The sequence below is a fragment of the Variovorax sp. J31P207 genome (genome assembly GCF_030316965.1).
Lineage (GTDB): Bacteria > Pseudomonadota > Gammaproteobacteria > Burkholderiales > Burkholderiaceae_C > Variovorax > Variovorax ginsengisoli_B.
The window spans coordinates 1106165-1125525 of record NZ_JASZYN010000002.1; the positions used below are offsets into that span (position 1 = coordinate 1106165).

Here is a 19361-nt window from a genome sequence, read left to right on the forward strand (position 1 = left end):
TTGAATGACAGGACACGGTCTATCGCTTGCTACTTTTATGCCGACGTCCGTTCGTACGCATGGTGCTGCGATGGCATGCCCAAATTCTGACGCTCGCTGAGAAAGCAAGATTTCGCAAGTCTCATTGATGCGAATCCGCCGTCCGCGAGCGCCAAAACCCCCGCATGGCCCGCAGCCCCTCGTCGCGTTCCGTCGTCAGGTAAAGAGATGTCGTCCCGACGGACGCATGCCCTAGGTTGTTCTGCACCACCTGGATCGGGACCGGGTGCTGCCCTCCCCTGCCCTGCAGCGCATGAGAAGCATGGCTGTGTCGAAGCCAATGCGTGCTGGCCTTTCGGAGCCGCTCGCCGTCATCCCCTTCGACGGTGTCGGCCGCCTGCGCCAGAAATGCCTTGATCGCCTGGTAGAGCCCCGAAGCCGACCACGCGGTGGGTCGAGCCAATTCGTCGTCGAAGCGGGCCAACACAGGGACGTTCCGATTGCCCGGTGCACTGACCTTACGCTCGAACCCGTGACGCACCAGCTCGTCACCCAGTTCGTCGACCAGTTCATGCGGCACCGGAACCTCGCGGCTTCGCCCGCCCTTCCCCGCCACCGCCAGCATCCAATCGGTCGCCATTGATCCGCCGGTCGTCCGGTACTCGACCTGCTGGAGGTCCTCGCACTTCACACGAGTGATCTCGGCCAAGCGCAGCCCGGTCGCGTACAGCCAGCGCATGCCCCGGCGCAGTCGACGGCGAGGCTCCGTGTCGACATGGTCTTCCACCAGCGCATCGATGAGGTCCCACTGGGCGAAGGTCAAGCTTCGGCTAGACCCCAGAGGTCGCTGCGGCAGGTTCGGCAGCGCTACCGCCGTGAACGGGTTCCCCGTCACGTAGCCCTGGCTCATCCAGAAGGTAAACAGGCTTCTCAGGATGCCGAGCGAATGCCGAATTGCCGCCGGTGACAGCGGACCTTCAAATGGTCGCCACAGCGGCGACCAGCGCTGGCGGTGCCGGGGCCCGCACCAGGCCGCCGGCGCATGGGCAATGAATCGCTCAAACACGGCGATGTCCTCCACCCCCAACGACGACAGCGCTTTGTTCCTCTCCAGCACCGCCCACAACAGGAGCCGCTCAGCCTCTTTGCGATAGGCGCGCTGCGTTGCCGACGGTTCGCCATCCTCAGCCCCTTTTCCCTTGGACGCCAACCAGGCGCCGATCGCCGCGTAGTCGTCGCGGGCCACGAGAAGGCATTTGTCGACGGGGGCACGGTACCTTCCTGCTCTGCCATCGAGTTCTGCCGGCACCAGGAATTTCTCGAACGGTCGAAGGGCCGTCGCCGCCGGCATCACTTTGGTCAAGGAATCCAGGGTCAATTCCGAGCGCCGCTGCGCCGCGTGCGTGCCGACCCTCAGACCCAGAACCGCTTCGTGGGCGTGAAGCCATTCGACGATGCGAGCCGCCTTGAGTTCGCCCACGCCAGGGACTTGAACCCACCAGCGCGCACCGGTGCCATTGATGCGTTCCACCAGGTCGAACAGCGTCGACAAACCGGCCCGCTCGAGTCGCGCGGCGACGAGCGGATTCAACCAAGCGCTGACACGATCTCCCGGCCGTGGATCCTGCGCGACGAGACCTTGGAGCCACCGCAGCGCTTCCAACTGCCGCTCGATGACACGGCCCCGGCGCGTCGCCGACAAGGCGCCCTGCCCTCCCCCGGGTTCGCTTGCGCCCCCGCCTTTCCTGGCGCGGGGCGGGTAGGCGTCTTCATAGGCCTCGAGCTGTTCGGCTTCCGAGAACTCTTCCATGCCCTGCGCGAGCGCGAACTCGGCCACGGTCGGCTGCTTGGGCGCCGCCGTGAAGCGTTCGGGGTCCAGCAGGATCAGCCGGGCGGTGCCCGGCTTGTTCTCACGCTTGGCGGCGGCGGCAAACTCGTCGCGGATCCAGGCGATCGTCCGGCGCACGGTCCGCAGGTCCGAATGCTCGCTTTCTGATCTGAGGTACCGATCCCAACTCGCGCGCTCATCGAGGCCCTGGGCCAGGGCCCGCATGAAGGCGAAATGGCCGCTGTGGAGCTTTCGGGGCGTGGGAGACTTTTTCAACGGGCGCGCCTTCAGTTGGCCTCAGGCCGGCGGGGCGCCCAGAAGTTCCACCAAGGGGGTGGGGGCGCCAGGGGTTCCGGCGGCAGCGGCGCGAGCCGGCTTGCGCGCAAGCGCCGGCGGAGCTCGACCTCCAGCGCATGGGCGACCCCCTTGGCATCTCCATCGCCCCGCAAGGCCTGGGCACGCCACGAGACTGCCAGGCGCTCGAGTTCCTCATCCTCAAGGTGACCGAGGTCTGCAGCGGTTGGAAGCGCTCTCTTAGCCATCACGGTTGCCGATTAAAAGTTGGACATTTCAAAGATGAGTCGGGCGACGCGGCCGCCCTTCTCCGGGAACCCCATGTGCGACAGACTGCTGCAGCGATCATGATAAAACTAATTATCATCAATGCGATTTTTCGATGCTCTCCACGAGGATTTAGGAGAAGATCTTTCCAACTTGTTGATATTGCTGGAGTTTTCCGGGTGCGCGCCGTGCGCCTCGCCAGCACTCACCAGGTAACCCGCCGACGCTCGGCGAGCTACACACGCCACGGATCGAGCACTTGCAGACCCATGGCCGTGAACGGCCTGGTGTCGCGCGTCGCCACCGTCTCAATGCCGTTGGCGTGCGCGACGGCCGCAATCTGGGCATCGCGCGTTGAAATGGCATGCCCTGCCCGACGCGCCCTTTCCGCCATTGGCGCATAGGACCGAGCGGCGAACTCGTCGAATGGCAAGCACCTGAATCGCGCAATCAGGCTGTTGATGGCTTCTTCGAGACGCAACCTCCTGGCGTCGACGTCAAGACGGGCTGCACCGTCCAGCATCTCCATGACAGTGACCGCGCTGATGCACAACTGGTCGACGGCCTGGTCGTTCAACCAAGCGATCACGGCAGCCGCAGGTTCCGGCTTCAGGGGTTCTGACAGGACGTTCGTGTCAAGCAGGATCATTCCAAGGACGCCGGTTCGCCGTGCTCAGGCGACCGCTTGAACAGGGCGTCAATGTCCTCGTTCGCTATGCACTCGTGCGCGGCGTCAATACCAGTATGAAACTGACGACCAATGGACAGGAGCTGGCTACCCAGTCCGGGCCCCCTTCTGCGAGCTGCTTCCACCAGCAAGGTACGCGCGAAGCCTTCCACGCTGCGGCGACCGCCCCTCTGAGCGTCCGCCGCCATCACCTTGAGGGCCGCATGGGCCTCTTCGGGGAAATCGCGAATAGTGATTGTGGGCATTTGCTAGCACTCATTAGATTTGATAGCAATTGTGCGCACGTCGAATGGGTATTGCAAGGCCGCGCCGCCGACACTTCGGGGGTGTTTCACCGTCAAACACTGAAGCCGGCGCATGCTGTCCTTGAGTTCGCCGTCGAAAACGGCACCGGATTCAGCCGACGGTTCGTCGTCGTTCTCCGACTTAGAGGAGATCTTGTCGAGGGGGTTGTACCGTACAACCCCTTCCACCCCCGGTCGGTCGACCCATGCCTGGCATTCACGAGGGAGGCCGAAGGTGGCGGCCGAAAACACCCCTGGTGGATCGGCTTGCTGGGGCGTTCACGGGGAACCAGTGTGGCTGGATGGCCCTGCTAGGCCAACGAACCGCGCTGGGTCGGGCGCCGGCCCAGGGGTCGTACCGTACAACCCCCCTCCCAAGAGGGAGCCGACCCAGTAGCCACCCCGGTCGAATCGGTCGTACCGAGCATTCACGGGGAGCGGCCGGAGATGGGCAAGAGGGAGCTGGAAGGGTCCTTCCGCCGACGTACACCTGGTTCGCCACTGCCGGAATCAGCGATAAAACTGATCACCTCCCTCCCCCATCATGGGTGGGGGTTGTACCGTACAACCCCCTACCGGGCGGGCGTTTCTCCGTCATCCAGGCATCGAGGATCCGATTCCTTCGTCTCGGCCAACCTCTTGGCGCGGAACCCTGAGCGGTCGATACGCGTCCTGGGTTCGGCACTGTGGATACCAGGCGCTACCCCAGGCCCTTTGCCGCGCATGCTGGGTGCGGCCCGACCGCATGCAGCGAGTTCTTGACCCGACGCAGAAGTCAGGCGCTTCGGCGATTTCCTTATGCCTTGCGTCCCAGGAATGCGTCAACTGCCTTCGCGAGCTTCCGACGCTGGCCCTCATCCATGGGTTGGTCGAACGACACGGTCGCCCTGCCCTTTCGATCGATCGCCAACATCGCGATTCGCTTGCCGTCGTCGTCCTTCCATTCAGTCGACGCGGACTCGTTCGCGCGGCTCCCCTTCCCCGTAAGCGCGGCAAACACCTCCGCAGGCGCGGGAGGCGGCACCTTCGCAGCCAGTTCACGCGCAGCGGCTAGCAACCCTTCCGGATCACGCTGGTGAGCATCCTTGAGCGCCGTCGCCCACCTGAACTGGAGATTCAGAGGAGAGCCAAACGCGCGCACGACCTGGCTTGGCAATTTGGCCAAGGCCATGGCCTTGCCGATGTTGCCCAGGTCGCGATCGATGGCTGCGGCGAGTTGCTTGGCCGATGGAAAAAGCCCCTGCTCCAGCGCTCGCATGTACATCACGCCTTGCTCCCATGCCGAGAGGTCTTCGCGCTCACGGTTCTCCCGCTCCATTTCGACAAACAGGTCGACATCCTTCATGTCCGACTCGATCAAGGCTTGCACCGGGATGCCCAATTCGAGGCAGGCCCGGTGCCGACGATGACCGAACACGACTTCGAACTGTGGCGATCCTGGACGAGCCCCCTCGATGGCTCGCACCTTGATCGGCTGCACATTGCCGCCGGCACTGGCGATCTCCTCTTTGAGACGTGTGAACGCCTCCGTCTGGAAATGCGACGCGTCGCGGTTGGCCCACTTGGATGCCGTGATCAGTTTTGGATCGAGCTTACGCATCGCTTGAGCGCCGTCGAATTCGGTGAGCCGCTCGCGCAGGCGGACCACCTCCCGGTGGACCTCCGATTGCTCGGTCATGAACGCGAGCATGGAGCCCGGCCCCGTCTTGGGTGCCGCCGACGGTGCCGCCAGCACCGGGGTGGAAGGTGGGAGCGCCGGCTCCACCAGTTTCGTGGTCGCTGGGCTTTCTTCTGCCGCATCCGCCGCGTCGGCCCGCTGCGCTGTCGGCAGATTGAGGGTCACGCTGAACGCTCGCTTCACCAAGTCTTTGTTTGCCATTGCTTGTTCCTATTCGGTTCCATGGGGCGCTGCCTGCGCTCTTGTCACTACGCGTGCCTGTGCGAAGCGCGGTCGTGGTGTTCCGTTGAACGACAGATCACAGCTCACCGTGATCAGGGGGTTGTACGGTACAACCCCCCCGTCTCCAGGCGATTCAGATCGCCAAACTTGCATCATCAAGCCTCCATTCGCAGGGGGGTTGTACCGTACAACCCCCCTGCCGGCGGAGGCAGTTGCCTCGCCCACGCATTGCGGACCGAAACCTCGATGTGCTGCACAAATAGGTCGTACGCATCCCGAGCGCGCTTGTAAGTCTTGTCCTTGGCATCGCCCGCCTCGCTGTCGTACACGGTTCCGAAGCCCGACGACTTCTGGGACGCGATCGAGGTCCGGGGGATCTCCAACGGAAGCACTTTTTCCTTGTAGGTGGCACCAATCCACTCGCGGACCGCGTCAGCAGTCGTCGATGCACCGCGGCCGGCCTTCGGCGGTACCCGCGACAGCAGGATGTTGATGAAATCGAAGCTCTTGGTCTGTCCGCGACCTTCCAGCATCGTCTCCGTCAAATCAGAGAACAAGGACCAGAACTGGGTCGACGAGGCAAAGTCCAGGGTCTCCGGCGGCAACGGCATGATGATTCCATTCGCTGCCATCAACGCGTTGATCGTCAGATAGGACAGGGCAGGGGGGCTGTCGATGATGATCACGTCGTAGTCCGCGCGCACATCGTCGATCCCCAGATCCAGCACCTTGTAGAACTCGAATCCCGACAGACCTTCCTTCCCCTGGCGGGAGGGAAGCATGAATTCCGCATCGAACAACGAACTCGCCGCGGGGACCAGGTCGAGACCGTCCCAATATGTCGAGCGGATCATTGGGCGGACTGTGGTCGAGGAGCCGTCCGCCAGGGACATGATGGTGTCCTGGGCATTGATCTCCACATCGGGCAGGATGCCGAAGAGGGTGGTCAGGGAGGCCTGGGGATCCGTGTCGATGACCAACACTTTGTGGCCCATCAATGTGAGGCCCTGAGCCAGAGTCATGGCGGTCGTGGTCTTCGTCGTGCCGCCTTTGAAATTGGCGATGGAGATCGTGATTGCCTCCGCGCCCTCGGGCCTCAGCATGTCCTTGCGGTAGTCCCGAACCCATTGGCGGGTCTCGGCCAAGGTGAAGATCCGCTTGCGTCCATTGGACACGAGGGTTCCCGACGGCATATCCTTGCGACTGGCAACGCGGTGAGCGAACGACCCCCGCGACGAAGCTTCGCATAGGGTAGCGACCTGGTCTGCGCTGAACGACGGCGCAGCCTTGCGAACCATTGGCGCCAACATGGCTGAGCGGATGCTCGACAACATGGCCGCCGCATCTGCTGCCTGCTGATGCACGCCAGCCAGGGTAATCTGAGGTCTGATTTCCATCATTGAACGAGTTAGTGACTGATGCGCGGATTGTGCGTGTTGGACGTGATTTGCGCAAACAGTCGAAGTTTCGTCCAAGTCTCAGGTGCTCTCTCCTGAAAAAGCTCCAGAAAGAACCCGTCAGGTATTTTTTGAAGTCCAACTCCTTGAACTCCTTCAATACTTTGGGTTGATTTTCTTCAATGAAATCAATTACTTAGGTTGATTTTCGGAGAATTTTCGGTGAGAAATGGAGTCTTTTCGGTTGACACCAGAGTGGATACGGTGGCATCCGGAGCCTCTACAGGCCCAGGGCGGAGGGGATACGGTTGCCCCAGGTTTTCGCTCCGTTCGCTCTCGATATCAGCCGATCGCTCACTGTGAAGGCCTCGAGATGGAGCTTTTTCAGTGACCTCCAGGCGCCCTTGGCTACTCCTCTGTGCCAGTAAAGTGGAGCTTTTACAGTGAAGCTTTCGTGGAAAGGCGCCGCCGCGACAGGTGAATTCGCGTTTCACCTGAAGCGCGGCCTGCGCTACAGTCGGCCATGGTCACCCCTGTACCCCGAGACATGTCCGCGCCTCCCCGCGGCGCCGTTCCTTTGCTCAAGCCAGTGTTCTCCCTGGCGCTTGTGCCGCAGAACAGCAAGATCACCGCATTGGGGCGCCGAACCTGGAACGTCCTGCTCCATATAGCGCAGAACCAGGGCCTGGAGCGCGAGACCTTTCGCGCGGCCCTGACGGACATCGTCAAGGGCCTCGACTACAACAGCGGGGACATGAAGATCATCAAGACGCACCTGCGCTCGATGATCACGACGCTGGTGGAGTGGCAGTCGCCGACGGCAGGGGAGTGGCAAACCTGGGATGTCTGCGGGATGCTGTCCCACGCGCGTCTCGTGAAGGAGCGCGGGCAGATCTGGGTCGAGTGGTCGTACGCCGTGAACATGCGCAACGAGCTCCTCGATCCGGAGATCTTTGCGAAGCTGTCGCTCGAAGTCATCTCGCAACTGGGCTCGCATCCCGCGGTCGCGCTCTACGAGATCTGTTCGCGCTACCTCGGCGTTGGCCAGACGGCTCGAAAGTCATGGGCTTGGTGGCGCCCCGTGCTGCTCGGCCGCCCTGACGACGAGCGGCTGCAGCGCCTGGAGTACCGAATCTTCAAGCGCGACACCCTTCGACCCGCCCTGGCTGAAATCAACGCACTGGCGGACATCGAGATCGAGATGCTCGAGTTCAAGTCGGGCCGGTTCGTGTCGGATCTCCAATTCACCGTGCGCAAGAAACCGCAACGGGTCCTGGCGCTCCAGCAGCGCACGGCAGCGGAGCCGGTGGACGTGGCCGTTCTGGCCAGCGCAGAGCGCCTGGGCATCGATCACACGCGCATAGAGCGACTGATCGAGGAATTTGGCGATTCCGCTGTTGCCACTGCCATCGAAGCTGTCGAGAAGCGCGCCGCCAATGCGTTCCCCGAACCCTTGCGCGATCCCTTGCGATACCTCAAGAGTGTGCTCCCCGGCCATCTGGCCGCCCACGAAGAGTCGCTTGAGAAGGCTGCCCCGGACCCCGAGCCTGAGGTTGTGGCCGTGCCCCCCAGCGAGCGGTTGGCGCAATGGGAAAAGAAATGGTTGGCAGAACGCATCGAGATGCTAGCGGCTGAACTGTCGGCGCTGCCCTCCGATCGCCAGGCCGATCTGGTGCAGGGACTTCAAGAGGATCTCGTTCGTCGCAATGCGCATCCGGCGGTCATCCAGAGATTGGTGGGCAAGGGATGGACGCACCCCATGGTGCGCCACGAGATGGTCAGCTACTACGCGGCCGGCGCGTACGGCCCGAACTGGAACAAGCCCACGGATGCGCAGTTGCTCGTGGTGGCCGCGGCGCCGGGTGCGTGATTGGAGGCGCTGGCATCGCTGCCGCAGCCCCAAAGGGGTAATGTTGGTGCTTACTCCCAATCGATCTGGTTCGTGGGGCGAATCCAGAACCGCTGAGCCTGCCCGCCGGGTGGCGCAGGCCCGGGGGAGGGCAGGGGTCAGCTGGTCCGTCTGCGGTTTTTCTGACGAACTTGACGAATACTAGCCTCGGGATACTATCGGCTCATGTCGAATACAACTCCGTACGTGGTCCACTACAACCCCCTGCTGAAGGGGCTCGTCGAGGAGCGCGGGGGTGCGAAGCGCACTTGGATCTCGGGTGAAAGTAAGGTCCGGTGGGGAGCTGTCAGCGTTGAGCACGTTGTTGGACATTTCGAGCTCGACCCCAAGTTGTCCCCGCTTTTCGACGCTCGCGACTCGATTCGAGAGTTTGTCGGAGCGATTGAAGAACGGGTTGGACATGTATCGCCCGCGACCCCTTTCGTTGCCAAGAAGAGCGCCGATAGGGCAGTCAGCTTCCTTCGGGAGGCCATCGAAAGTCTGATTGCCCAGAAGATTGATCTCGACGTTCTGGTATCCAGGGCGGCGGAAGCTGCCCAGGAGCGGATAGCAGCGCACGAGATACCCGCCGTGGCCTTGAATCCATCTCCGGGCTATCAAGCGGCAGTGGATGCTGGAGCCGCCGCCAGGACGAGGATGTTCAAGGGGGCAGACATGCTCTCGTCGGATCGCATCGCAGAAATCCTGGGAGTGACCCGGGAAACCATCAACACCCGTCGAAAGGGCGGAGAGTTGCTTGGCCTGACGCACGGCGGACGCATCGTTCGGTATCCCTCATGGCAACTGGAGGGACCCGTCGCGTCGGCAATGCCTGCGTTGATGGACATCTTCAAGGATTTCGATCCGTGGGCGATGTACCTCTTTCTCACCCGGAGCAATCCGAATCTCGATGGCGTCATTCCGCTGGACTTGCTTCGGGCAGGAGACATGCAGAGCGTTGTAGACGCTGCCAGCATCTACGCCGCTGAAATGGCCTGACGGTGGCGGTAGTGCTGCCACCCAAACTCTCTTGGGCTCACCCAAGAGAAGCAGTTCTCCTTCGTGTTTGCTCCACGGCATTCAAGGGCCTCGAGCCCAGCTTTCGAGCCACGAGGGGGAATCGGTACGACGACCCTCAGAACAAGTTCACAACGCTGTATTGCGCTCCCAATTTTGAAACCTGCTACGCCGAGACCATGCTTCGAGATGGCACGTATAACGCCAGCGCGGGACAGTACGAGATCTCTCAGGCTCAGCACGATGGCCGCAGCCTAACCGTTGTCGTGGCGGATCTTCTAAAACTGAAGCTGGTCGATCTTCACGGCGCTGGAGCACGTGAGATGGGCTTGGATCATGGGATGGGTGGCGCTCCCTATTCGACGACTCAAGCGCTCGCCCGTGCCTTTTACGAACACACCGATGCGCCAGACGGCATCGTTTACACGTCTCGCCTAGGCGTTGAACTCGGTCCGGCCATCGTGTTCTTTGACCGCGCCGAGCTGCATCTTCGGCTTTTTCCTGGTCTGACTCCGACCCCGTTGCCAGAGCTACGAGAAGCGTTTGACGCGATCACGATAGCTCTCAAGATCGCGCTCATTTGACCGATGGTCGAGATCTACGACGACCGCATCGAGGTGACAAGCCCGGGCACCTTGCTGCTTGGCAAGAAGCCCGACCGACTGATCGGGACCACACCCGAATCCCGAAACGAGAAGCGGGCGTCGTCATTTCGGCGCTACCGCATCTGCGAAGACGGGGGCACGGAACTCCAGAAAATCGTCACCACCATCGCGTCGCGCCGTTTCCCTGCGGGCGCACCGCCCCATCATGTTCGCGCCCCCACGCATGAGCAACCTCTACGACGCCTTGTTTGCAGCCTATGACCCGGCTCGAGAATCGACCCAGACTGCCGCGACCCATGTAGCGACCGCGTATCTCGACGGCAGACCGAAAATGCAGGGCCGACGCAAGGTCAGCGCGGCGCAGCGCAACCGGGATCTCTGGTCCTGCGCCGCTTGGCAAGAGGTGCCGGCAGCAGCGTGGCGCTCGGAGATCATGGTCCTCGCACTGGCCAGGTACTTCGCCCAGGAGCAGAGCGCCAATCCGACATTGCTCCATCGAATCGCCCTGGCGTGTCCGGAATCGCTCTGCGTGGCCGTGCGTCGCTCCCGCCTGGTGTTGAAGCCGACCTCGGCGAGGCGCCAGGAACTCGATGCAATTGCGGCGTCGCAGCCAGACATCGCTGAGCTCTGCCGCGTCCTCGACATCTTCGCGCAGGCGCACCGCGACCGCCTCGACGAGGTAGAGGAGTTGCAGAGGAAACTGGCGCATGTCACGCCCTTCGAACTCCTGATCCTCGCCAGCCTTCACGCCTTCGAGGAATTCGTGCCGGAGAGCCTGTCGACGCCGCAGCGCAGCGACGGCTCCATGTCGACCGAGCAAGTTGCCTGGCATGCGATCAACGACATTCTTCTGTGGAAGCTGGGATCCGTCGACCCACGCGAGGTGTCGCTCGACGACACCGCGATCGAGGCGTCGTTTGGCAAATACCTTGCGCCCGCGCTCCGCCGAGGCGGCATCGAACCATCGACGCTGCATGCCGACCGAGTGGCATTCCGGGCCCTGATCGGTGCACGGATCGAACTCAACGAGTTCATGTCGCGCTCGGTGGATGCGTTCTGCTTCGACGATGCGATCCGCTTCGTTCGTCGAGGCAACGTGCTTGAGATCGAGCAAATCGACCAAGCGTCGCGGCTCGCTTGGGAGCGCGACGGCCGCAAGCTCGCCCGGCTGCACGAATACTGGTTCTATCGCGCCATGGCCGAGTTCCGCGACTCGTCCCTTGCCACGCAGACGATCGGGCGCCCTGAAAACCACGAGGCTAACCGGCTCGCCTACCTGCGCGCAACACGCACGCGGCTTCGACTCGGCGAGGTGTACGGCGTGGCCGAGCAGGTGACCACGGAAGAGGGCGAGCGCCTCGACCTGTTCCAGGCGCTGCTTGCGCTGGAGCTTACCTCTTCGTTCTTCCAGCGCGACTTCCTCGAGGTCTTCACCTCGCACCTTCGCGACACGGGCGACTGGGTCACCGCATTGCGGCTGTTGGCCGCGGACGGACTCCAGGCCGGCTTCCAGAACCGCTTCCCGTTGACCTGGTCCGACCGAGCGGCCAAGATCACCAACATCGTCGGCTGGACCGTAACCCCGGCGTCGCCCAATGGCTGTGCACTGATGGCAGCGCGAATCCTCGATTTCTGGACCAGTGACTGGACTTCCCTGGTCAAGCGCGTCGCCTCGCCCTCGGAACAGGACCACGCCCCGGAACTGTTCGAGCGACCCTACCTCAAGCTCGGTTCCTGCCTGGTGCAGCTTCCCTGGCTGGTGGGCCTGCAGAACAACAGCACTGCGGCCATCAACAACCTGCGCCGCCTGGGTCAGCGCCGCGGCGAGTTCCGCGCTGAGACCCAGCAGATCGAGGCGAACCTGGCGCGGGCCCTGCAAGCGCGCGGCTTTGCAGTGGCTTTGAACTGGATGCCCGACCGGGAAAGCTTCGGTGATGCCGGTGAAGTGGACGTCGTGTGCGCCCTGGATGGCGTGGTCATCGTGATGGAGGTCAAGTCGACCTTCATCCGGATGTCGCAGCGAGACGCCTGGGCGCACGCCACCTCGACATTGCGCAAGGCCGGCGGGCAGGTCCTGCGCAAAGTCGCCGCCGTGCAGTCCGCGCTTCGCACCGACTCAGCGTTCTGCGCCGCCCTGGGGCTGCACCCTTCCTCGGTCCCGCGTGGAATTCACGGCTGGATCGTCGACACCTCTATCGAATGCGACCATCAGTTCTTCTCAGGATGTCTGAAGGTCTCGCTGGAAGAAATCCTGATCGCCTTGCGTGACGATGTCGAGCTGACCCACGACCCGGAACGCCTCTTCGGTGCTCAAGGTCGCACCGACTCGGTTCCTCCCATGGAGACCCTCTATCCAGACGGATTTTCCGGGCCGCGGTTTTGCGAGGTGATCACGAGCGCGGCGGTTTGGGCGGGGGTCTGAGTGCCGCGCTGAAGCGAGCGTGACGGGACTCGACTGTTGGTGCGCTCGCGGGGGGTGTGCGACGTAGGGCCGTCTGTGGCGAAGAGAGCAGGGGAGGGCGGAGCTTTCCCTTTCGTCTCTCCCTGTTTGGGCTTCCATCGTTCCCTCTCTTCGGTCGGCTGACGCCTCCGCGCCTGATGGCGCTGCGCCCTTCGGTTGCCCTCCAGGGAGAAGGCTGGCCAGCCCTCTCCCGCCGCGCTGCGCTTGGCGCCCTCTGGGGTCCGCGAACAGGCTGCGCCTGATCGCTGCTGCGCGCTGCGCGCTGCGCGATCGGCTATTGGCACCGCTCTTTCGACCGCTACTCGTGCAGGTGCACTTAGATGTCGTCGCCAATGGTGTGCTCGTCGTGCTCTGGGTTTAGGAAGCGGTCCGCGACCGCGGCTCCGGCATCGATGGCTGACATCCAGAAGTCCACGAGCATCTGATCGGGCTTGTCGCCCTCGCGAATGAGTCCAACGCGCACAGCTTCCCGCGCCAGGAGCTCTAGCGGATCTCGCGTCGCAGGCTCCGGTGAAGTGGGTTCGCCTTCGTCGCGGTCTACCTTTGCAAGAAATCCCATGCCCATATTCGCTGCAGGTTGGTTTGCAGACGCAGCGCCGAGCATATCGCCGCCCCGAGGGCTCATCCATCGCTGGTCGAGCGGGGGGCCATGGCGTCTCCCGTTCCGGGACCGGGCTGTCGTGCTTCGCATCGAGCCCAGAGGTCTCGCCCCTTCGGGCGTCCATCCTTGACGCCTCCGCGCCTTTGGCGCTGCGCCCTTCGGTTGCGCTGCGCCGCTTCGCTCTGCTGACCAGGCGGCCCAGGGCCGCATAGGCGCTCGGCGCGCGCCGGCTCCGAGGGCGCGTGGCGGTTCTGCCGTGCTCTCCGTTTCCCTGGGTTCGTCGCTTCTTCCGGGGACTGTGCGTCCGCTCGGCCAGGCGATCGGGCTTGCGCCCTGCAAGGGGGTGTTCATAACGCTTGCGCGTTACGAAGGCTTCCCCCTTGCTCCCCTGTCCGATCCGCCGCTCCGTTCCCCGGGCGACGAACTCAGGGAAACGGCGGCGAGATCCGGGAGCCAGCCACTCGCCCTCGAACCCATCAACCGATGGGCTCGGAATCTAGGGACCCGGTAGCTTTTTAAACACACCGAAAGGAATTTCACATGACCAATATTGCAATGACCGTGGACGCACCCGCAGACATCCATGAAGCGACTTCCGCACCGGCTCCAGGCCGCGATGTGGCCATCCCGCTGAACGCTCTTTTCCTCTCGCCTGCAAACGTGCGCAAGCAACGCAGCGACCAGGGCATCCCGGAACTTGCGGCCCTCATCAAATCGCAAGGTCTGCTGCAGCGCCTGTCTGTCACTGACGCAGGCGAGGATCGCTTCGCAGTCGAGGCGGGAGGTCGACGGCTCGCCGCATGCCAATGGCTCGTGGTGGACGGATTCTTTGCCGAGGACCAGCCGATCGATTGCAGGCTCTACGGATCGGCACGCGCGGTGGCGATCTCAATGGCAGAGAACTCGGGCCGGTTGAACATGCATCCCGCCGACGAGTTCGAAGCCTTCGCACGGCTGATCGCTGAGGGGCGTACCGAGCAACAGGTGGCAGGTCAGTTCGGCGTGTCGGTGCTGACGGTGCAGCGGCGGATGAAGCTCGCGAACCTCGCACCGCGTTTCATCCAGTTGTTCCGCGACGGCAAGGCGGACATGGATCAGTTGAAAGTCTTGTGCCTGGTGGACGACCATGCGCAGCAGATCGCCGCGTGGGATTCGTTGCACGAGTACAACCGCTCGGCGTACATGCTCCGGCAAGCCCTTGTGAACGACGACGAGGTTCAAGGGGACAGCGCGCTCGCCAAGTTCGTCGGAATCGCGGCCTACGAGGCGGCAGGCGGGATCGTCCGCCGCGACCTGTTCTCCGTGTCGACCGATGAATGCTGGTTGCAGGACGGTGCTTTGGTCCACAAGCTGGCAATGGATCGTCTGGAAGGGGCGGCGGAGGTAGAGCGCGCGGCCGGTTGGTCCTGGGTCGAGGCCCACCTTCGTGTGGACTACGCGACGATGAACAGCTTTGATCGCGGGCGGCCCAAGGCACGCAAGATGACCGACGAGCAGGCGCAGGGGATGGAGGTCTGGAAGGCCCTGGCCGAGGAAGCACGCGCGGCGATCGCTGCCTTGAACTTTGAATGGGACGCCGTCGAGGACGACAGCGAGGAAGGGGAGGCACTCGCGGCCCGAATCGAACAGGCCGAGGCCGACGCCGAGCAGATTCGCGAGAGCATCTCGCTGCTGCACGCCTCGCTGGCCGAGTGGAGTGCCAAGCAGCTGGCTTCCTGCGGTGTCATCGTCACGATGTCCCATGACGGCCGTATCGAAGTCACGCGTGGCCTGATGCGGGCGCAGGACAAGAAGGCGGTCGTGGCCGAGTTGAAGAAGGCAGGCAAGCCGGTGCCGGCGCACCTGCAAGGTCACACGCCGGCGAAGGGCGAGCGCGCGGAATTCTCCGAACGATTGGTGCACGACCTGACCGCCCATCGCACGGCAGCGCTCCAAGCCGCGTTGACGGAAAACGCCCACGTGGCCTTGGCGCTGGTGGTTCACAAGCTGGCAGGTCCGATCTTCGCCAATGGCTATTTCCATTCCTCCAGCCCGCTGAAGGTCAGCGCTCAGCTGACGTCCAACACGCATCTGAGCACGCGTGCCACCGAATACGGGGAATCGCAGGCCGCCAGCGTGATCGACCAGGCGCAGTCCCGATGGGGCGATCGCTTGCCAGGTGGCGATGGCGCAGCCTCGACGTTGGGATGGTTCATCAAGCAGGACGACGCCACGCTGCTGGAATTGCTCGCGTTCTGCTCGGCCAGCGCGTTGGACGCAATGCATGGCCGGGAGCGTAGCGGCTACGACGATTCCGATGCGCTCGCCGAGGCCTTGGGCATCGACATGGCCGACTGGTGGGCGCCGACGCCGGCCAAGTACCTGGAGAGTGTCTCGAAGGCGCAGCTGATCGAGGCAGTGACGGAGGCCTGCGGTGCCGATGTCGCCAAGCCGGTCGCTGGCATGAAGAAGGGGGAGGCGGTCACCTACTGCGCCGCCAAGTTGGAGGGCACGCGCTGGCTGCCGACGCCGCTCAGGGCCAAGCCTGCGCAAGCCGCGCAGTGATATGGCGCCGGGACGGTAGCGCGTCCCGGCTCCTTTCAGCTCGCGGCTTCGCGAGAGCCACCGTTCCCTTCTTCAGAGACCAACCATGAATCAACAGATCATTCTTCAAGCCCCTTCGGCAGTCGGCGGCACCGTGTGGTGTGCCAGTTACTCGCGGGCCTTCCCGACCACTCTGCATCGGTGGTGCGCCGTTCCGCCTTACCAGGTCGAGGAGGCCCGGCTGCGCGAGCAGCTGCTCGCCATCGCGCCGCGCATTCGCGCAGAGCACTGGATTCCGTTGATGCCGCCTTCGGCGGCGGGGAGGGCGTGACATGGGCAACGTAAGCTCGCTTGGCCATGGGTGTGGAGCGGCCGCGAGGAGTCTTCGCCTGATCTTCCCGGACGAGGAGACTGGCATTGCCTACTGGTCCACCCGCGAGTGGAAGAAGTGGGCCGTCCACGTGGTGGCCGGCCCGGCCAAGAAGCCCAGCTACAAGAGGACGGCCTACGTCCGCGCTCGAACGCGGGAGGCGGCGATCGCGGTCGCCAAGCGCGACCTGTATCCACCGGCGCCGCGCTCAGCGCGCTTCGATGCGCGCCTAGCGGGCCCGCACGAGCTCGGCTGCGTTCCCACGGCGGCGTATCCGCGCCGGGATGAGACCGCTGCACGGTCCCCCGCGTCGAGCAGCTTCTCGTCGGGAGCCCGCCGATGAATTTGCATCTCTTCATCTCGTCGGCAATGCTCGAGTGGTCGGGTTCGCTCTTCGGGCTCACCGGGGCACTGCTCCTGGCGACGAACTCCAGACTGTCCCGCTATGGCTGGATCGCGTTTCTCATCGCCAACTTCTGCATGCTCGGCTTCGCCATCGACGACCGGCATTGGGGCTTGCTGACGCAGCAAGCGGGGTTCACAGCGACGAGCCTTCTGGGCATCGTTCGTAGCGGACTGCTCAACCGCGTCCTCGGTCGACAGCGTTGCGGCGGAGGCTGACACGAGTAAGTGCAGCGCAAAGGAAACGCCGCTGGCTCATCGGCTGGCACTGAACGGCCGCTACGGAGAAGAGGGGAAGACTCGAATGGGCCCGAAGCGGAAGTAGCGCGTCAGCGAAAGCGGACGCTCATGACGGCCTGGCGCCCGTTGCGAATGGTGCCTCCTTGTTCGAAGTCCTAAAGTTGGTTGAGCGCCACGTTTTCCTCGGTTTCCAAGGTCGCACGACCCGGAACGTCACCAACACCAACTTTGAGGAGAGCTTGGCAGATGGCAGAAATCGCCTCCTGCCGCGAAAGCCCTCGCGACTGCAACCTGAACATCGCTTTGGTCGTGGGGCCGTGTCCCCTCGCAATCCGAGTTTCGACGTTCGAGTGGAGCAACACGTGCACCTTGCCGACACCTCCATCGCGGGCCTGAGCGTAAAAATTTCGCACGAGCCGAAGCTGCTGCTGAGAGGAAGTAGAAAGCCAGACCTGGGGGTCAGGCGCAGCAGATGAATCGTAGAACGTGCTCACTCGTCGTGTCCGCGTCTTGCCGTCATTGGCCTTGCTGTTCGCTCAACGCCGCTTTCCAGTTCAGCAGGTGTCTGGCTATCGCGCGGTCGTGGTCCGGCCTAGCCGACAGCCCCATGCGGTTGGTCGCGACGCCACTCAAGTACTCGGCAAGTTCATCCTCGACGCTCCCGTTCTTGAGCATCCCAAAGATGTGGGGGAGATAGCCGTGGTATTCGTCTCGTGCTCCAGGGATGCTCGCGACCCCGATGGGGTCCCACAGGTAGTGAAGTACTTCGTCCACTGCGCGATAGAGTGCGAGGTCGGGTGGGCTGAGTTGACTCATGTTCTGATGTGCGGCGCTTTGCGCCGAATTGTGCCCCCAATGCCTGCCACTACCACCCAGCAGCCACTGAGGCTGAACTTCAAAGACGACACGCTGACTACCGTGTCGAGAGACGCGCTCCGGGCGCTGGCCAAGAAACTGGGCTTCAACGAAACCCAGACCGCCCTGTACGCGCTCGCTAGACTGCGGGACGAGGTCTTCGTCGAACAGGACGGGGAGAAATTGATGCCACTCTCCAAGACTCAGCACCAAGCCATCGCGAAGGCGGAACCAAAGGAAAAAGGCAAGGTTCTCGGCTCGCTGTTGTGAGCAGGAACTACTGGACACCGAGGCCCACGGGCAGCGAGATTGAACGGATACGGTGAAGGTCGGCTTGTGGCCGGTTCAAGCCGGTGGGGTGTGCACCTGGCTGCAACGTGCTTCTTTCAAGCATTGGCTCGGAAGACAACATTGAAGCGCTCGCACGCAACATCCATGGTCATGCTCGGTTCTCGGCCCAGACGCGCGCACTCGCGGCCGAAGTACGCCCAATGCACCCGGCGCCAGTACTCCAACGACCCATCACCTTCACCCTCGACTGCCGCGAACTCCGCTGTGACTTGCTCGAACGGCAACACCTTGACCTCCAGCGTTTCGATGACACAGGCGGGCCTTCCATCCCAGTAAGTTACGACACTGAGGGCGCCTGGCTTTGGCGGTGAACCGCGAGCGCTCTCAAATGACCAGAGGAGCCCGGCGGTGGCCCGCTTGACGCCTGCAAGCACGAGGTTGGCAAGTTCGTCGGCAGTGGCCTCGTTGTCATCGAAGTGGAACGCCTCAAAGAACCGGTCGGAGCAATCCACTCCGACTTCGGCGCAGAAGGCGTCCCAGAACACTGCGATGTTTGAAGGAATGCTCATGCTCGTCCTGGGCAGCTATGACGCTCGGTTTGAAGGTCGGCGCCGATGTTCGGTCCTGGCCTAATCTTGTCAGATGACAAGATTAGGGCTGAATCTTGTCATGGTGACAAGAATGCGGGCCCATCGCTCGACCAGCGCGAGGGGGCGCGTCGACAGTCCGCTCTTGGCCGACTGTAGCCGCCCAGTCAGTCGGCGAAAAGTGCGTCAAGCGGATGTACGCGCTAGTTGGAAGCATCTCGCGATGCTCGCAGGAAGTGGACGAAACGGATGACTGCCGGGGGTAGGAGGCGTAAAAGGCGTAGTACCTGCGGTCTTTCTGAGAGCGGTCCCACCCGACCATCGTGAGTCGCAAAGGCCCAGGGGGTTCTTCTTGGGGGTACCGAAATGATTGAATGCTTTTCAGAGACCAATCAGGCGACGCGCAACTTGCCCCGCTCGATGGCAACGAAGGCCGGAGACTTCGTCTTCGTATCCGGTCAGGTCGCAAGAGATGAAGACGGCTGCATCATCGCGGGCGGCATTGAGGCACACGCGCGCCAGACGTTGAGGAACATTGCTCATGCGCTTGCGCTCGCGGGTTGCACGCTGGGGGATGTCGTGAAGACGAACGTTTGGCTCGAAGACGTCAGCGACTTCGAGGAATTCAATCGCGTCTATGGCGAATTCTTCCCTGGTCACTGGCCGGCACGCTCGACCCTACAGGCGAAGAACGTGGCCGGCAGCAAGGTCGAAATCGAGGCAGTTGCCTATAAGGCTTGAGCCCCGTACGAACCTGTCGCCCGACCAAGCATCGGACCCCCACGCCTTGCGTTCGCTTTTGGCGTGTGCCGTCTCAGCACATCGGCGCACGATTCGTCGCGGAAGCGATTGGCAGAAGAGGGAACAAGAATCGACTCCACACT

The 19361-nt window shown here is 63.0% G+C and carries 20 protein-coding genes; 11 read left to right on the forward strand and 9 right to left on the reverse strand.

Annotation, left to right across the window (positions count from 1 at the left end):
- Window positions 1–121: 121 nt before the first annotated feature.
- The 5 genes from QTI68_RS10915 to QTI68_RS10935 all read right to left on the reverse strand — a co-directional run bounded on the left by QTI68_RS10915 (window position 122) and on the right by QTI68_RS10935 (window position 6715).
- A complete protein-coding gene (locus QTI68_RS10915; RefSeq protein ID WP_286521489.1) occupies window positions 122–2083 on the reverse strand; it encodes a site-specific integrase in 1962 nt (653 codons plus the stop codon).
- A gap of 520 nt (window positions 2084–2603) precedes the next feature.
- Window positions 2604–3017 (reverse strand): type II toxin-antitoxin system VapC family toxin, encoded by a 414-nt coding sequence (locus QTI68_RS10920; protein WP_286521490.1) that lies wholly within the window; start codon window positions 3015–3017, stop codon window positions 2604–2606.
- A complete protein-coding gene (locus QTI68_RS10925; RefSeq protein ID WP_286521492.1) occupies window positions 3014–3301 on the reverse strand; it encodes a FitA-like ribbon-helix-helix domain-containing protein in 288 nt (95 codons plus the stop codon). Before QTI68_RS10925 ends, QTI68_RS10920 begins: the two co-directional genes overlap by 4 nt.
- An 835-nt stretch (window positions 3302–4136) precedes the next feature.
- Window positions 4137–5219 (reverse strand): ParB/RepB/Spo0J family partition protein, encoded by a 1083-nt coding sequence (locus tag QTI68_RS10930; RefSeq protein WP_286521493.1) that lies wholly within the window; start codon window positions 5217–5219, stop codon window positions 4137–4139.
- Window positions 5220–5395: 176 nt separating this feature from the next.
- Complete coding sequence (locus QTI68_RS10935; RefSeq protein WP_286521495.1) at window positions 5396–6715, reverse strand: AAA family ATPase; 1320 nt, start codon at window positions 6713–6715, stop codon at window positions 5396–5398.
- 469 nt (window positions 6716–7184) lie between these two features.
- Between QTI68_RS10935 and QTI68_RS10940 the strand changes: the two genes are divergently transcribed.
- From QTI68_RS10940 to QTI68_RS10960, 5 genes are all read left to right on the forward strand, one after another.
- Window positions 7185–8507, forward strand: a complete 1323-nt coding sequence (locus tag QTI68_RS10940) for a replication initiation protein (RefSeq protein WP_286521496.1) — start codon at window positions 7185–7187, stop codon at window positions 8505–8507.
- 225 nt (window positions 8508–8732) lie between these two features.
- Window positions 8733–9524, forward strand: coding sequence for an antitoxin Xre/MbcA/ParS toxin-binding domain-containing protein (locus tag QTI68_RS10945; RefSeq protein ID WP_286521497.1), 792 nt, complete (start codon window positions 8733–8735; stop codon window positions 9522–9524).
- 11 nt (window positions 9525–9535) lie between these two features.
- Window positions 9536–10126, forward strand: a complete 591-nt coding sequence (locus QTI68_RS10950) for an RES family NAD+ phosphorylase (protein WP_286521588.1) — start codon at window positions 9536–9538, stop codon at window positions 10124–10126.
- A 3-nt stretch (window positions 10127–10129) separates the two neighbouring features.
- Entirely contained in the window at window positions 10130–10408 is a 279-nt protein-coding gene (locus QTI68_RS10955; protein ID WP_286521498.1) for an ATP-binding protein, read from the forward strand.
- Window positions 10371–12569, forward strand: a complete 2199-nt coding sequence (locus tag QTI68_RS10960; protein WP_286521499.1) for a hypothetical protein — start codon at window positions 10371–10373, stop codon at window positions 12567–12569. The genes QTI68_RS10955 and QTI68_RS10960 overlap by 38 nt, the downstream gene beginning before the upstream one ends.
- Window positions 12570–12924: 355 nt before the next feature.
- On the opposite strand, the gene QTI68_RS10965 is transcribed toward QTI68_RS10960, so the two are convergent.
- The gene (locus QTI68_RS10965; protein WP_286521501.1) at window positions 12925–13167 is read right to left on the reverse strand and encodes a hypothetical protein; all 243 of its coding nucleotides are present in this window, start codon (window positions 13165–13167) and stop codon (window positions 12925–12927) included.
- A 582-nt stretch (window positions 13168–13749) separates the two neighbouring features.
- Between QTI68_RS10965 and QTI68_RS10970 the strand changes: the two genes are divergently transcribed.
- From QTI68_RS10970 to QTI68_RS10985, 4 genes are all read left to right on the forward strand, one after another.
- The gene (locus QTI68_RS10970; RefSeq protein WP_286521502.1) at window positions 13750–15753 is read left to right on the forward strand and encodes a ParB/RepB/Spo0J family partition protein; all 2004 of its coding nucleotides are present in this window, start codon (window positions 13750–13752) and stop codon (window positions 15751–15753) included.
- 85 nt (window positions 15754–15838) lie between these two features.
- On the forward strand, window positions 15839–16063 hold the full coding sequence (locus QTI68_RS10975; RefSeq protein ID WP_286521503.1) for a hypothetical protein: 225 nt from the start codon (window positions 15839–15841) through the stop codon (window positions 16061–16063).
- A gap of 1 nt (window position 16064) precedes the next feature.
- Complete coding sequence (locus tag QTI68_RS10980) at window positions 16065–16445, forward strand: hypothetical protein (protein ID WP_286521504.1); 381 nt, start codon at window positions 16065–16067, stop codon at window positions 16443–16445.
- Window positions 16442–16723 carry a hypothetical protein gene (locus QTI68_RS10985; RefSeq protein ID WP_286521505.1) on the forward strand — a complete coding sequence of 94 codons (282 nt, stop codon included), beginning with the start codon at window positions 16442–16444 and terminating at the stop codon, window positions 16721–16723. Before QTI68_RS10980 ends, QTI68_RS10985 begins: the two co-directional genes overlap by 4 nt.
- A gap of 176 nt (window positions 16724–16899) precedes the next feature.
- On the opposite strand, the gene QTI68_RS10990 is transcribed toward QTI68_RS10985, so the two are convergent.
- Together QTI68_RS10990 and QTI68_RS10995 are read right to left on the reverse strand one after the other, a co-directional pair.
- Window positions 16900–17238: a hypothetical protein gene (locus QTI68_RS10990; protein ID WP_286521506.1), complete on the reverse strand. Its 339-nt coding sequence runs from the start codon at window positions 17236–17238 to the stop codon at window positions 16900–16902.
- Window positions 17239–17260: 22 nt separating this feature from the next.
- Window positions 17261–17560 (reverse strand): hypothetical protein, encoded by a 300-nt coding sequence (locus QTI68_RS10995; protein ID WP_286521507.1) that lies wholly within the window; start codon window positions 17558–17560, stop codon window positions 17261–17263.
- A 39-nt stretch (window positions 17561–17599) separates the two neighbouring features.
- On the opposite strand from QTI68_RS10995, the gene QTI68_RS11000 reads away from it, so the two are divergent.
- Window positions 17600–17869, forward strand: a complete 270-nt coding sequence (locus QTI68_RS11000) for a hypothetical protein (protein ID WP_286521508.1) — start codon at window positions 17600–17602, stop codon at window positions 17867–17869.
- A 116-nt stretch (window positions 17870–17985) separates the two neighbouring features.
- Here QTI68_RS11000 and QTI68_RS11005 read toward each other — a convergent pair whose 3' ends face one another.
- On the reverse strand, window positions 17986–18459 hold the full coding sequence (locus QTI68_RS11005; RefSeq protein WP_286521509.1) for an ASCH domain-containing protein: 474 nt from the start codon (window positions 18457–18459) through the stop codon (window positions 17986–17988).
- 384 nt (window positions 18460–18843) lie between these two features.
- Between QTI68_RS11005 and QTI68_RS11010 the strand changes: the two genes are divergently transcribed.
- A complete protein-coding gene (locus QTI68_RS11010) occupies window positions 18844–19218 on the forward strand; it encodes a RidA family protein (protein WP_286521511.1) in 375 nt (124 codons plus the stop codon).
- The last annotated feature ends 143 nt before the right edge of the window (window positions 19219–19361 follow it).